Below are 14,837 nucleotides of genomic sequence, written 5' to 3'. Positions count from 1 at the left end.
ACTCGTCCAGCCCTTGCCATCCGTAAACCATACAAAGGTAAAACCATCAATCGTATCGCTTTCCATGGACAGCGTTTTGTAGCTTCTGGCGGTTTCATTAAGCTTACTGCCGCCGCTGCCGTAGAAATTGGTTTCGATACCATAGATCATCTTATCGGTCTTAACTACATAATCGAAGCGTTTTTCCATCTTGCCTTGATTGGAAATAGCAGAAAGGTCAATATTCCATTTATCGACAATTTCATGGATATACATTTCCTTAAAATAGTTTACATTCCGCTTAAAGCCAGCTTTGACGATAAAGCGTTCCACTAAGTTCTCCATCAGATGGCCGCCGCGATTTTTTCTGCCGTTGGAGTCAATTCCGGTTTCCACGCCTGTTGCATAATCCAAAAGATTGCCGATAATATGGTTTTCCAATAAGTCAAAAAGGCCGGTCTTGCGCATAAAGACAGCGTATTGCTCGATAGAATAATTGGCCTTTGCAAACTGATACAAATAAGCGCCATCTTCATCCATTGCGTAAATTTCATTCGCCCGCACGGCCAAAAGGAGCGGGATACATTTCATCACTTCGGGATAACGCATAAGCAGTGACTTAAAATCAGCTTCAATATTCTTGGAGCCAATCAGCGAATTTAGAATGTTTAATTCCACCTTCACATTGTCCACATTGCGGAATACTTTTGGAAAATCCACATAATAACCATAATCTGCGATACTTGATCGAAAACTTGCCAGCCATCTAGCAAACTCACGTTTTGACATATCAATTTTCTCCAACTCTGCAAGGTTGTCCCGCTTTACACCCTGCTGAGCGACATGCGCGACAGTATGATTGCGGTATAATACGGCCATCTCCCATGTCTCTATAACCAAACTTTTCTTCTATTTCCTTCTCTTTATATGCCTTTTTCTTACAACAAGGGCATTCTGCATAAGTACCATATGGCATCTTAATTCCTCCTCAAAAATTTGATATTAATAACTCTTTAATTTTCCCTCTTAAATTAGCTTTAGAATTAATCATCCGCATAGCTTCAACACGAATAATTTTATGTGAAGAATATAATTCATCAAAAAAATTATCCATATCGTCCGCATTTTTGGGATCGGAGTTGCTCACGACGACTTTTGCCCCCTTGGCTGACATTTCGTCAACGAATTTGGCCAGGGCAATCTGGTCATCATCATTAAAGCAGTCCGCCGTGTAGGAGGTAAAGCTGGCGGTAGCGGTCAACGGGCGGTAGGGCGGATCAAAATACACAAAGGTATGCTCATCAATAAAATCCCGTGCCTTGCTGTAATCACCGCAGACAATCGCTACATTTTGGAGTTTTGCGGCAATGCCCCGCAAGTTTTCTTCATCACAAATCAAAGGCCGCTTATAAGCTCCCATGGGCACATTGTAAGCACCTTTTTTATTGACGCGGTACAGGCCGTTAAAGCAGGTCTTGTTCAAAAATATCAGCAGGGCGGCGCGTTCCACCTGATCTGCATCATGGCCAGCCAGCTTCAATTCATTAAACCGGGCACGCATTTTCATATAATACGCCTTGCGCCCTTCGGTAGGTTCCGGCAGATATGCCGCCTGATATTCCTGCAGGCGGGCAATCAGCTCATCCACATTCTCCTTGATGGACTTGTAGGCACCAATCAGCTCACGGTTCACATCACTGATGTAAACGGCTTCAAGGTCAAATTTATTCAGCACATCAAACAGAACGGCTCCGCCACCCACAAATGGCTCGGCATATTTGGTGAACTTGCCGTCGCCAAACGGATAGTAGGCAGAAATCTCGGATAAGAGCTGGCCTTTGCCGCCTGCCCACTTCAAAAAGGGCTTCACGCCCGCCTGCGGCTTTTCCACATAACGCAGACTCCGCGCATCCTGCGGCTTTTCCGCATCTGCGGGGATAATCCACACATTTCCCACCATTTCCGCATTGTGTATACGCTTTTCGGCGCACAAAGTTGAAACCCGCCGCTGGGAAATCCCCCATTTGACGGCAGCTTCCTTTGCAGATATAAAACTCATATTGTCCTCCTCTTATACACCTTTTAGTATTATTATATTCTCAAGGTAGAACAATAGCAATATCAAACATCATTCACTCTCAACAATAAAGAGATAGCCTCACAAATGAAACTATCTCTTTACCATTAAATAAAATTATTTTAGCAAGTATGGCACTCGTCGTAAATACCTGCTTTTTTCAGCGTATCGACAACCGTTGCGCCTATATGGGCTACCGTATCGGCTACTTCAATGCCCACGCCGTTGAGGGCCTTAATCTTATCAGCAGCCGTACCTTTGCCGCCGGAGATAATTGCACCGGCATGGCCCATGCGTTTTCCCGGAGGCGCCTGACGGCCGGAGATGAAGGCGGCTACCGGTTTTTCCGGCATGTTTTCCTTTATCCACTTGGCGGCATCTTCTTCGGCGGTACCGCCAATCTCACCAATCATGAGTACAGCTTTGGTTTCGGGGTCATTCTTAAAGAGTTCCAACGCATCGATGAAATCCGTCCCCTTGACCGGGTCACCGCCGATACCGATAGCCGTAGTCACGCCAATCCCAGCGTTCATGAGCTGGAAGGCTGCTTCATAAGTGAGGGTTCCCGAACGGGAAACCAGCCCTACATGGCCTTTCTTCTGGATATTGCCCGGAATAATGCCGAGTTTTGCCTCATCGGTGGTAAGGATTCCCGGGCAGTTCGGCCCAATCAGGCGGGTTTTCTTGCCTTCCATATAGCGGCGCACCTTGACCATATCCTGAACCGGAATATGTTCCGTGATGCAGACCACCAAATCCAGACCAGCATCTACACCTTCCATGATGGAATCAGCCGCGAACCTTGCCGGTACATAAACCACCGAAGCCGTTGCGCCCGTAGCTTCCACCGCATCTTTAACCGTATTGAATACCGGAACGCCCTCTACTTCCTGACCAGCTTTTCCCGGTGTAACACCGGCCACAATCTTCGTACCATAAGCCAGCATCTGCTTCGTATGGAAAGTGGCCTGCTTGCCCGTAATGCCCTGTACGATTACCTTTGTATCTTTATTGACTAAAACACCCATTTCGATGGCCCCCTTACTGCGCTGCCTTGACCCGTTTGACGATTTCTTCTGCGCCGCCCTCCATAGTCGGTGCCATGATGACATTGGCTATCGGAGAATCCTGCAAAATCTTGCGTCCCTGTTCCACATTGGTACCCTCTAAGCGCACCACCACAGGCACAGGCAGGGATTTCCCATCGTCAGAAATGATTTTTGCCGCTTCGACAATGCCAGCTGCTACTGCATCACAGCGATTGATACCACCGAAGATGTTGACGAAAATCCCCTTGGCCTGACCGCCATCGAGCATGATCTGGAAAGCTTCAGCAATCTTTTCCGGCGAAGAATCGCCGCCCACATCGAGGAAGTTGGCCGGTTCGCCGCCGTAGTGCTTGATGATATCTACGGTAGCCATGGCAAGCCCCGCACCATTAACCATGCAGGCCACATCGCCGCCGAGGTTTACATAGTTAAGGCCAGCTGCAGCCGCCCGGCGTTCCTTGGGGTCTTCTTCACTCTCATCGCGGAGTTCTTCAATATCCGGATGACGGAACAGCGCACTGTCGTCGAAATTCAGCTTGGCATCGAGGGCTACCACATCATCTTCTTCCGTAACCACCAGCGGATTGATTTCCGCCAAAGAGCAGTCCTTGCCGACAAAGGCATGATAGAGACAAGTCATCAGTTTCGTTGCCTTGCGGATTGCCGGCTGGGGAATATTGATATTATACGCCATACGCGTAGCCTGGAACGGTGCCAGTCCTACTGCGGGGTCAATATATTCCTTGAAAATCTTCTCCGGCATTTCAGCGGCAACTTTTTCAATTTCCATGCCGCCCTCTTCCGAGCCCATCATGACCACACGGGCCGTCTGACGGTCAATAACGAACGACAGATAATATTCCTTCTTGATATGGGAACCAGCTTCAATCAGGAGGCGGCCAACCTTTTTGCCCTCAGGGCCTGTCTGATGGGTAACCAGGGTCTTGCCCAAAAGTTCCGTAGCGTAAGATTTCACTTCATCAAGGTTTTTGGCGAGCTTCACGCCGCCTGCCTTGCCGCGTCCGCCAGCGTGAATCTGCGCCTTTACCACCACCACGGGGGTGCCGATTTTCTTGGCATTTTCCACAGCTTCCTCTACGGTGAATGCGGGCAGTCCCTCGGGAACCGTAACCCCATAGGCCTTCAAGACGGCCTTGCTTTGGTATTCATGAATATTCATGCGTATGCCTCCCTAAAATTCTAACTTATATGTTATTTATACATATTCGTCCAAAAATCCTGCTTGCGAAGGCAAAATTTAGCCTTTTGCTACTAAAATTTAATTAATTCTTTGGCCATAAAACGAATACCGTCTGCGATTCCCACTTTTCTCCGGCCTTGATAATGGGCTGCGGGAAGTTCGGGTTAGCCAGTGAATTGGGGAAATACTGCGTTTCCAGACAGAAACCGGAACGGTGCGTAAATTCCACACCCTTCTTGCCCGGCAGCCCGCCTTCAAGGAAATTGCCCGTGTAGAACTGTACACCAGGCAGGGTGCTGTAGCAGGTCAGCGACAAGCCACTGTTATCCGATTCGGCATAGGCCACTTTCTTGAGCCCGCCCTTAAGGTAATCAATCGGACAATGCGGGTCATAACCGAACATGCCCGGCTTCATTTCCACCATCACCGGTTCATCGCGGATTACCCAGTTATGGTCATAGCCTTTCCCCATCTGCAGCTCGTCAAAATCATCATCAATATGCTCACCGATTCTCGTGGGCTGCCGCAAATCCATCGGCGTCCCCTCAACTGGCAGGATTCTGCCGTCCGGCAGGGATTCGCTGTCTGCCCAGGTATACTGATCTGCAAAAATCTGGATTTTCTGGTCGAGAATCGAAGGGGATTCAAAACCGTCCAGATTGAAGTAACTATGATTGGTAAGATTGCAGATGGTATCCTTATCGCTGACGGCCTCGTATTTAATGGACAGTTCATTATCATTGGACAGGGAATAGGTTACCGTCACATCCATATTGCCCGGATAACCGGCATCGCCATCGTTGCTGTGATAGCTCAGACGCACACCTTCATAGACTTCCTGTGCTTCCCAAAGCTCATTATGGAACCCCTTGGAGCCGCCATGAATATGGTTCTGCATCTTGGAACCTGTATTTAAATCCAGCTGGTATTCCTGACCATTAATGACTGCTTTGCCACCCGCAATTCGGTTGGCGTGACGTCCTACCACGCCGCCCATGCTGGTGTCGTCCTTTTCATAAGTCAGGGCATCAGCATAACCCAGCACGATATCCACCTGCTTTGCATCCTTGCCAAAAACCCGCCAGCTGACCAGCCGTGCGCCATAATTGGTAACTTTCACTTCTGTACCTTTGGTATTGCGCAGCGTATAGAGAAACACTTCACGCCCATCACTTAACTTGCCAAAAGATTCTTTTTTAATAATAGCCATATCATTACCTCCCGGGTGTCGGACTAGGAATTGCTCCTGATTTGCAACAATTCCATACAGGTTCACTTTACTCTTTCTTGTTTCATTTGTCAACCACCTGTGAAGATTCAATTTAATTTATCATTTTTGACAAAGTATGTTATAATATTTTTATTGGTTACATATTTATAAATGAAATTATTTTTTATTATTTCAAGGGGGATTATCAATTATGGCAACCGAAAAAAAAGCTTATGTTTTCTTTAACTGTGACGATGAAAAGTCACAGAAATCCATGAACATCTTCTACAACCAGACCATCTACAAGGATACCAAAAAAGCCCGCCAGGAACTTTTGGCCAAAGTAGAAGAAGAAGTTGCTGCCAGCCGTGTCAATGTTGCCGAAGGCAAAATGGAGGCCGTGAGCAAGGAAATTTTGGTTGGCGAACCCACCAAAGCCAGCAATTACCTGCAGTTTGGAGCAATTGAAAGCTTCGCTATCGTATAAAAACACAGACAGCTCCGCGCAGCACAGCAAAGTTAGTATAAAAAGCCCGGATAAACATTACGCGAAAATGTTTATCCGGGCTTTTTTGCGCATATAAACCTCATCCGAGCGCTTCGCGCCCACCTTCCCCAAAGGGGAAGGCTTTTTTTACTTCCAGCAGGCTGTCCACAATTTCATCAGCCTTGCTTAAATCCTGCTTGCCGGAGTTCGGATTGCGATAAGCCACACAGTACATTCCAGCCCGTTTCGCCGCCAAAATACCATTCGCAGTATCCTCAATTACCAGACAATCTGCCGGGTCAATGCCTAAACGTTCTGCACTGATCAAATAAATAGCCGGATCAGGCTTGCTCTCCGGCAGCTCTCCGCCGGAAAGAATGGACGAAAAATACGGACGGATGCCAAAGCTGTCGAGCACCGTATTCATTACCCGCACATTGGAAGATGTAGCCAGTGCCAACGGAAGCCCTGCTTCATGCAGGAATTTTATCAATTCCACACTGCCCTCGACCGGAGCAATTTCCCCGCTTTCAAGAATTTCCAGATAGTGCGCATGCTTGTAAGCTGCCATATCTTTGGGCTGGATATCCGTACGTTCGTATTTTGCCAGTGTCTCCTTGAAGATAGCTTCACTGGTGCGTCCCATATAATGAACTAAATCTTCCTCATTGAACGGCATGCCAAAATGTGCAAAGGTATCCATTTTTACCCGGCTGTGAATGGGTTCACTGTCAATGATTACCCCGTCCATATCAAAAATTACTGCTTTGATGTTTTTCAAATACCCTGACTCCTTTTAACCAGTCCCATAAAACTATCTACATCTAATGGCTTGGAGAAATAATAGCCTTGAATCGCCCGGCAGCCAATCTTCTCCAAAAAGTCCACCTGCTCCTTGGTTTCGACCCCTTCTACCACGACTTCCATGCGCAAATGCTTGCCCAATCCCACAATGCTTTCCAGAATAGCACCAGCCCGGCTGGATTTGTCCACTTCCTGTACAAAGGCCATATCGATTTTCAGCACGTCTACAGGCAGGTCCTTTAACATGGACAGCGAAGAATAACCACTGCCAAAATCGTCCATCATCACCGAAAAGCCATTCCCCCGAAAAGCCCGCACCATCGCAATAAGCTGATGCGGATTTTCCATATAGGCACTTTCCGTAATTTCCAATTTCAGAAGATTCGTCGGCAATTCATACTTCTTTATCAGCCCTTGCAAGAATTCCAGCAAATCCTGACTGTAGAAATTCAACCGGGACAGGTTCACTGAAACAGGCACGGGGTCTAAGCCGGCATCCAGCTGAGCGCGGAGGACTTTACAAGCCTCTTCCCAAACAAATCTGTCCAAACGCACGATGAAGCCATTGTTCTCGAAAATGGGAATGAATTTTCCCGGACTGATATGCCCTTTGTTATAATTCCAGCGCACCAACGCTTCTGCTCCGATAATACCGTTCGTGGAACTATTGTAAATTGGCTGCAGATTAATGACAAACTGCCGTTCCTGCAATGCGTATTCCATATTGCGGACAATCATCTGCTCCTCAATCATCTGGTCGCGCATAGCCTTATCGTAATAAGCAAAACGGGTCATATAGCGGCCTTTGATCCGATTGAGCGCCATGTGGGCGCGGTCACACATCTGATCAATCGGCAGATAGGCGTTATCCACTGGATAGATTCCCGCATAAAAAACGATATTGTGGCTGATTCCCAGGGACTGAATGGTGCTGTCCAGTCCGGCAATCATCTTATCCATATCCAATTTATCCGTAGGCACACAAAGAACAAAATGATCTGCCTCAATCCGGGAGCACAGACCTTCTTCGCCCACCAGCATATTAAAATAAAACGCAGCCGTTTTCAGTATGAGATTGCCTGTCTCAATGCGGAACAAATCATTGATTACCTTAAAACAGCTGATATCCAGATACACAATACTGTACTGTGTCTGATGATGCTCCTGCATAAGTTCGGCAGCCTTGCGATAAAAAGCCTCCCGATTATAAATTCCCGTAAGACTGTCTTTTTCCACATACTGATGCATTTCCATGAGCTGGCGATTCTGAGCCACCTGCGCCACTCTGCGCCACTCAATTTCCTCGCGTGCCATGACATTCCGAATACGACAGCGCACAATCGTCGGATTGTAGGGTTTGGTAATAAAATCGGCCGCCCCCATCTCCATGGCTCTTGCTTCGCTGTCACCATCATTATTTGCCGTCATGACCACCACGGGAATCCCAGCAAACTGGTCATTGCGTTTCATCATTGAAATCATTTGAAAGCCGTCCATTATCGGCATAACCAGGTCAACCAGTACAATACTAATCGGCTGCTCCTCGATAACAGACAGAGCTTCCTTACCATTCTCTGCCTCGATAATCTGATATTCTTCCTGGAAAAACTGGGTCAGCACCACCCGGTTGATTTCCACGTCATCTACGATTAACATCACAGGTTTATCTTCCACAATATCGCCTTCTTTACTGTGTGATTTTACCACGCCCATAGGTATACTATTGTTATTATACTACATCAACCTGCAAAAATCCTGCAAGAGAAAATACAATACGATAAAAGGCTCTGTCTCGTTTTGCAGGAACGATACAGAGCCTTTCATCAAAGCTTTATGTAAATTCTTTGCACCCGATTGGTGCTGCTGGAATCTTGTCTGGAAAACAAGATTCTTGAGGAAAAGAAAGCTTGGTATGTGATTAGTTTATCTTTTCCCCGCCAATAAATAAAGGACATTCGTCCTCAAAATGACCTTTTTTATTTATCCAAAATAATATATAATGAAGGAAACAGAAATGCAGAAAGGACTGGCCCCCTATGAAACTGGAATACATTCTCAACCATATGCCCGCAGAAATCCGGCGGCAGACCACCCGTAAAGTCTATCTCCCCGGCGAATCCATTGTCCGCAAGGGAGAGGAAGCCAAACACGTCTACCTGCTGTTAAAAGGGGAAACCCGGGTCAGCAACGAATTTTCCAGTGGCCAGCGCTATACGTTTGCCGCACTGGGCGCATCGGATTTGATTGGCGATTTGGAAGTGCTTGCCGGGCAGGAACTCTACGCTGCTTCTAACGAAGCCGTTTCCACCTGCGAAGCCATCATCATGCGGGCCGAAACCTTCCTGCAATGGATGCTGCTCGACAATGAATTTTCTCTCGCCATCGCCCGGCAGTTAGCCGCCAAGATGTACCCCACTTCCAATGAAGCCGGCCGGGTAAAATTCCTGTCCAGTCTCAACCGCCTGCACAGCTATCTCCTGAAACGACTGGGCGATATCGAAACCGACCTCTTCATTCTCCATACCAGCCGCCAGCAAATCGCCGATGACATCGGCACCAGCGTAAAAACCGTCAATCGCGGCGTGGTCAAACTAAAAGAAGCAGGGCTTGTATCCCTGCTTCATGGAAAAATTACGATGAATAAAGAACAACAACAGGCGTTGAAAGACAGCTTTACAGAGGAATAATTATTTGCTATACTTTCTACGGTGCATAATCTGCACTGACCACCATAACGGTAGGCGGCTTGCTCTCCTCGCGCAGAAAGGCGAAAACCTTACAGAAAGCGAGGTCATACTTATGGATAATTGTTCGTTTCAGCTTCTAATGCTGTTCCTCATTATTCTTGTATTGAAACAGAAATAACCGCCCAAGTGACCAAACTCAGCGGTTATCTCTAATACATTTTAGTCATTAACCATCGAGCGCGGAAACGAGCCGTCTATCGGTGGTCTTTTTTTATCTAAAAACATTATAGCACACTACAGTCAAAAATGCTATAATTGATTTGCTGCTCCTTCGCTACTATAGTATCGAAGGGAGGTGAAATCGATGTCTTTAACGTCTTTCTTGGGTACTATTATGGCAGGTATTGTTGTCCACCTTATCTGCAAATGGCTGGATAGATACCTCGATTAAGCAGTGAGCCTAGACTGAGCACGGTCGCTAAATGTGCGAGAACCCCAGCTTGATGAGCGGTTGTCCAGACTAACTCATCGCTGGGGTTCTTTTTGGTGAAACATATCTCTAACGTCTTGTCCTATAGTTATTCTAGCACAATATTTATGCAAATGCAAGAAAAAGACCTCCACCGAAGTGGAGGTCTTTATTAGCCTGTATCTGTCTTGTAATCCTAAGATTAGAAGAAGAATTCAACACGGCCGAAGAAGTGATCATACTTGTTCGGGTTAGCACCGATGTCTTTGGTCTTACCATAGCGGAGGGTACCAACAATGTTCTTGAGGAACGTGTAGTTACCGCCGATTTCCCAGCCTTTTTCACCTGCACCAACAACATCGAACGTGCCCGGATGAATAGCACCGTTGCGGCCCATGTGACGGTATGCAAGCCATGCACCCCAAGTGCCCTTGTTTTCCTGCTGAGCACCCTTGTAGTCAACTTCGAAGCTAGCAGCTTTCTTCTGGATATCAGCGTTGCTCTGAGCATACCAGCCCTTGAGAGCTACGTTCTTGCTGAACTTGTAACCAGCCTTAATACCGATGAGGTTCATGGTATCTTCCGTATTGTTGTTGCTGAAACCAACGAAGTTACCATTATTAAATCTGCCATCAGACAACTTTGCACGATGATAAGCAAGGCCAGCGTTGAACTTATCCTTATTGTATTCAACACCGATATACTGGTAGCCAACAGAAGCACGTTTGGAACCATCATTAGTGATAGCAGCAGGGAGCACAGCTCTCTGAGTGCCACCAAAGAAATCGCCATCACGATTGAGTCGACCAAAACCAAGAACACCTCTTAATTCCTTGCCGTAGGAAAGTTCAGCACCAGTGAAGGTGTGGTCAGCCCAAGCATCATCATTGAAAGAAGCAAATTTACCCAGTTTAACCTGGAACTTGTCGTAATCGCCCTGAGCCCAAATACGCTTGAGCTGTACGCGATCGCTCTTATCAGTAGAACCATTGTTGATGTTGATAGAATCCGGACCATCAGACTGAACTTTCGTAGAAGCATCGAGACGAGCCTTTACATGCCAGTGGTCGTTAATTTCAGCCGTCGGTTCGAGGCGGAACAACAGGTTGCCGTCAGAATTCGAGGTTTTAGGACCAACCTGCGGCTTCGTCTTAGTATGCGTATAAGTGTATTCAGCTTTGCCGTTCCACTTAACCATGTCAGCGTTGCGTTCGAGGTTGCTTACGCGAACACCCAGGTTGTTGAGTTCTTCTGCGAATTCAGCAGCCAGTTTGTCGATGAGGGCTTTGTCAGCACCGGAAGTGCTCTTAGCCATAGCTTTAGCAACCATCTGAGCCATTTCGTAACGAGTGATGTTACGGTTGCCCTTGAACGTGCTGTCGCCATAACCTTCGATAACGCCATCAGCAGCCAGCTGGCTTACAGCGTCATATGCCCAATGGTCAGCAGGAACATCGGAGAACGGATTTGCAGCAGCGAAAGTCGTGCTTGCAGCGCCAACAACCAGAGCGGTCGTCAGAGCGGATACGAGAGTCTTCTTCATGAGAAACTCCTCCTTCAAAAAATAGAATGAACATTCGTCCTGAAGGCGGAATAGAAGATTCTGTGAGTGTCCATGTTTCCTCAAAGTATTCTATTCGTTTTTCAAGACCTAAGTTATATTAACATAATACAAAACGATTTGCAATAGAAATTCGATTAAATTTTGATTAAAAATACAAGACCCCCACCGATGATAGTTTTCCAGGCTCTTCATCAGTGGGGGTCGATTTTTTGGCTCATAGCCATGACCTTAAGCATCTACTACTAGTAGTATAATCTTATTGGATTACAATGTCAATAAAAAAGGAAGCATTTCTGCTTCCCTATCACTTCACAATTTGGTGCTCGCCGAGGGATTCGAACCCCCGACCCCCTCCATGTGACGGAGATGCTCTAGCCAACTGAGCTAGGCGAGCAATATGGTGGGGTTAACAGAATTCGAATCTGTGACCTCCTCGATGTCAACGAGACACTCTAACCAACTGAGCTATAACCCCATGTCATAACGACAAGAATTATTATAAACCACAACCCGAACAGGTGTCAAGAGATAAAATTTATTTCGCCGCCCACATGGTTCCGCCACAGACCAACACGGCCCCTAACCACAAAAGCCAAATACAGGGCTTTACGCTGATGCTCGTTGTCACCGGCTGGCTGAGTTCTGCCGTAAGCGCAGGCATACTCTCCACACGAATCTGTTTGCCGCTTTGGGTAATCCCCGTCAGGCGCAAACGCCTTTGGCCGTTAAAGACCTCGACCGGCTTTGAGGTGCCGCCATCTTTAGTCGCCACCAGCTGCAGCTGTGCTTCTTCAATCGTATTGCCGTCCGTCACACCGACCTTGGCCGTCACCAGCATGGTTCCATCGGCCTGCTTTTCCATCGCCGCTTCTTCAAAGCGGTACGCCAGCACATCGTCCATGCCCATATGGCCCTGCTTCAAAATCATTTCCATGCGGTCCTTATCCTTGGGCGGCGTGGGCGCAAGGTAAACATCACCGCCCAGCCCTTTGGCGATGGCCGGCTCCCGGGCCGCGTCTTCACCATTGGCATGGAGTTTGGTCAGGGCGCGGACTTCCTGCCCGTCCACCTGATACACATAATATTTTTCCTTATTGCCCTCCGCAAATTCCTGTCCCTGATAGCGGATTTCGTATCCAAAAACCGTGTAACTTTCGCCAACCTGCAAATCCTGGTTATGTGATTGACTGCCCGAACCGGCCAGCACAAAAGCCAGACAGGCGAGTCCCAAACCAATATGCGCCACGGCTCCACCTGTCTGCAGCCCAGACTTGCGCCAAGCAAGAATGGCCGCGCCCGCCGCCAGCAAAGAAGCTGCGGCCAGCAGGCAGGGCAAGACCTGCCGCACACCGGCAAGATACGCCGCCCCTGCACCGAGCAGCCCCCAAATAAGCAGAGGCATGCCGGAGGCAAGAACTTTTCCCTGACCATAACCGCGCAATAGCGCACAGCTGATGACCAAAAGCATGGCAATCGCTAAAGGCATGGTCGTCCGTACATAAAAATCCGTATCCACAGCCGCAGGTTTTCCCATCAATTGCGTGAGGAGCGGCATGGACATGCCCAAAAAGACGATCACGCTGACAAAGACCATGAGCAAAGCGCCCAAAAGCAGGAGAAACTCCCGGCTGTCATAGGAAGGATAATATTCTCCTTTAGGCAGACTGCCCGCCTTTGCCATAAGCAGCAACAGCCCCGCGAGCAGTACAATGGCATTGACCACCGCAATGCTCATGCCAATGCTGTCTCCGGCAAAGGAATGCACGGAAAAATCGCCCAATATACCGCTGCGGGTCAAAAACGTGCCATAAATGACCAGCCCATAGGCAAAGATACCGGCCAAATGCACCATCGTAATAACGGCCGGACGAATCTGCGCGGCCTTCAACACATGCAGATAGATGCCCGCCACAAGCCAGGGCACCAGCGAGGAATTTTCCACGGGGTCCCAGCCCCAAAAGCCACCCCAGCCCAAAACCTTATAGGCCCAATAGCCGCCGATAAAAATGCCTGCGCCCAAAAAACTCCATGCGATGAGCGCCCAACGCCGCGCCGCCGGCAGCCAGTCTTTGGCCTGCTGCCCCGTGATAAGCGCTGCCGCCCCATAGACAAAGGGCACTGCCAGCAGGGCATAGCCGACAAAGATGATGGGCGGATGAACCGCCATCCACGGGTCCTGCAAGAGCGGGTTGAGGCCAATGCCGTTTTCCACCACGTTAGGATTGGGCACAAAGGGACTTTTGGCCATGACCAGCACCGTAAGAAGTGCCTGCAAGGCCATATAAACAGCCAGCCCCGCCGCAGGCAAAGCACGCTTGACCAATAGATACACCCCAGCGCCAGCATGAATCAAGAGCCAGAGCAAAAACGAGCCCTGCTGGCCTGCCCAAAAGGCGGAAACCTTATACATCAGCGGCAGTTCTATCGCCGAATAATTCGCCACATAGGCAATATCGAAACGATTATTCAGAATCAAGATGAGCAGATAAATGCTGGCCACAGCCGCAAAAGCAGCGGATAAGCCCATCAGGATGCGCCCGCGTCTTTGCCACTCCTCACTCCCCCCGGCAAAGCAGAGCACTGCGCCGAGTGATAATAACAGGGTCAACGCTAACGAAATAACACCAACCAATCTCCATGCCCCTCCTCACTTTTGCTTCTGCTGTTCGTATTTGGACGGACATTTGATCAACAGCTTTTGCGACTCAAATGCCGTGCCCTGATATTTGCCGATAGCTACAATATGATGGGCTTCATCAAACTGGTCGGGCTTCGTCCCATGATAATGCACGAGCATGGTTTCGCCCGTGTCCTCATCCTGCAGGGTAAAGACGAACAAATTTCCCTCCATATGCGGAGACGGCGCATTTTTCGCCAGCAGCCCCTTTACCTGCACGCTGCCCGTGCTCTTTTGCGCTTCGGCAATGCCCACATAGGGCGTGACCGCATCCATAAAGCTCCAGCTGGCGTACCCCACAAAGGCCAATAGCAATACAGCCAATACAATTTTGCGATTCATACCTTTTCCGTTACTGAAAACTTATAAAAAGCCATAAACCTTCCGTAGAAAGTTAACTTTTATGTTCCATTCCTCATTCACCGCGTCCGCTTTTGCCGTCCCGAAGAACAGACTACTCACGTTTGATATAACGCTCCAGAGGCTTAAATTCCCGACTAACGAATCGGTACATATCTGCATTGACTTGTTGGTGTCAGCTTGCAGATTTAGATAGCTCCGCTTCCCCATAGCGTTTGAGATTCAAAGATGCTTGGAAGTCACGGCCTATCACATTGTGACAGACGGGACAGA

At 48.2% G+C, this 14,837-nt stretch carries 13 protein-coding genes and 2 tRNA genes; 2 read left to right on the top strand and 13 right to left on the bottom strand.

The window, feature by feature from the left end; genetic code table 11:
• The 6 genes from G598_RS0113925 to G598_RS0113905 form a co-directional block, all read right to left on the bottom strand.
• A partial coding sequence (locus tag G598_RS0113925; RefSeq protein ID WP_026767457.1) for a type II restriction endonuclease occupies positions 1–768 on the bottom strand: 768 nt, incomplete at its 3' end.
• A 1-nt stretch (position 769) separates the two neighbouring features.
• Complete coding sequence (locus G598_RS19110; RefSeq protein ID WP_071837985.1) at positions 770–955, bottom strand: hypothetical protein; 186 nt, start codon at positions 953–955, stop codon at positions 770–772.
• Between the two features lie 12 nt (positions 956–967).
• Positions 968–2,038, bottom strand: a complete 1,071-nt coding sequence (locus G598_RS0113920; protein ID WP_026767456.1) for a DNA adenine methylase — start codon at positions 2,036–2,038, stop codon at positions 968–970.
• A 140-nt stretch (positions 2,039–2,178) separates the two neighbouring features.
• Complete coding sequence (gene sucD, locus G598_RS0113915; protein WP_026767455.1) at positions 2,179–3,084, bottom strand: succinate--CoA ligase subunit alpha; 906 nt, start codon at positions 3,082–3,084, stop codon at positions 2,179–2,181.
• A gap of 13 nt (positions 3,085–3,097) precedes the next feature.
• Positions 3,098–4,285 (bottom strand): ADP-forming succinate--CoA ligase subunit beta, encoded by a 1,188-nt coding sequence (sucC, locus tag G598_RS0113910; protein ID WP_026767454.1) that lies wholly within the window; start codon positions 4,283–4,285, stop codon positions 3,098–3,100.
• A 103-nt stretch (positions 4,286–4,388) separates the two neighbouring features.
• Complete coding sequence (locus tag G598_RS0113905; RefSeq protein WP_026767453.1) at positions 4,389–5,516, bottom strand: aldose epimerase family protein; 1,128 nt, start codon at positions 5,514–5,516, stop codon at positions 4,389–4,391.
• A gap of 211 nt (positions 5,517–5,727) precedes the next feature.
• On the opposite strand from G598_RS0113905, the gene G598_RS0113900 reads away from it, so the two are divergent.
• Positions 5,728–6,003: a hypothetical protein gene (locus G598_RS0113900; protein WP_026767452.1), complete on the top strand. Its 276-nt coding sequence runs from the start codon at positions 5,728–5,730 to the stop codon at positions 6,001–6,003.
• A gap of 100 nt (positions 6,004–6,103) precedes the next feature.
• Here G598_RS0113900 and G598_RS18085 read toward each other — a convergent pair whose 3' ends face one another.
• Together G598_RS18085 and G598_RS0113890 are read right to left on the bottom strand one after the other, a co-directional pair.
• On the bottom strand, positions 6,104–6,784 hold the full coding sequence (locus tag G598_RS18085; RefSeq protein ID WP_272867108.1) for an HAD family hydrolase: 681 nt from the start codon (positions 6,782–6,784) through the stop codon (positions 6,104–6,106).
• Complete coding sequence (locus G598_RS0113890; protein WP_026767451.1) at positions 6,781–8,481, bottom strand: putative bifunctional diguanylate cyclase/phosphodiesterase; 1,701 nt, start codon at positions 8,479–8,481, stop codon at positions 6,781–6,783. The genes G598_RS18085 and G598_RS0113890 overlap by 4 nt, the downstream gene beginning before the upstream one ends.
• Before the next feature lie 362 nt (positions 8,482–8,843).
• Between G598_RS0113890 and G598_RS0113885 the strand changes: the two genes are divergently transcribed.
• Positions 8,844–9,494, top strand: a complete 651-nt coding sequence (locus G598_RS0113885) for a Crp/Fnr family transcriptional regulator (protein ID WP_026767450.1) — start codon at positions 8,844–8,846, stop codon at positions 9,492–9,494.
• A 671-nt stretch (positions 9,495–10,165) separates the two neighbouring features.
• On the opposite strand, the gene G598_RS0113875 is transcribed toward G598_RS0113885, so the two are convergent.
• The 5 genes from G598_RS0113875 to G598_RS0113855 form a co-directional block, all read right to left on the bottom strand.
• A complete protein-coding gene (locus G598_RS0113875) occupies positions 10,166–11,506 on the bottom strand; it encodes a putative porin (RefSeq protein ID WP_026767449.1) in 1,341 nt (446 codons plus the stop codon).
• Between the two features lie 338 nt (positions 11,507–11,844).
• A tRNA-Val gene (locus G598_RS0113870) sits at positions 11,845–11,921 on the bottom strand.
• A gap of 4 nt (positions 11,922–11,925) precedes the next feature.
• A tRNA-Val gene (locus tag G598_RS0113865) sits at positions 11,926–12,002 on the bottom strand.
• Positions 12,003–12,062: 60 nt separating this feature from the next.
• On the bottom strand, positions 12,063–14,159 hold the full coding sequence (ccsA, locus tag G598_RS18080) for a cytochrome c biogenesis protein CcsA (protein ID WP_037364496.1): 2,097 nt from the start codon (positions 14,157–14,159) through the stop codon (positions 12,063–12,065).
• Between the two features lie 15 nt (positions 14,160–14,174).
• Positions 14,175–14,546, bottom strand: coding sequence for a cytochrome c maturation protein CcmE domain-containing protein (locus tag G598_RS0113855; RefSeq protein WP_026767448.1), 372 nt, complete (start codon positions 14,544–14,546; stop codon positions 14,175–14,177).
• Positions 14,547–14,837: the final 291 nt, after the last annotated feature.

Origin of the sequence: Selenomonas ruminantium subsp. ruminantium ATCC 12561, assembly GCF_000424065.1 — a bacterium.
Lineage (GTDB): Bacteria > Bacillota > Negativicutes > Selenomonadales > Selenomonadaceae > Selenomonas_A > Selenomonas_A ruminantium.
Note: the sequence above shows the minus strand (reverse complement) of the source record. Positions and strands in the feature narration are given on the sequence as shown.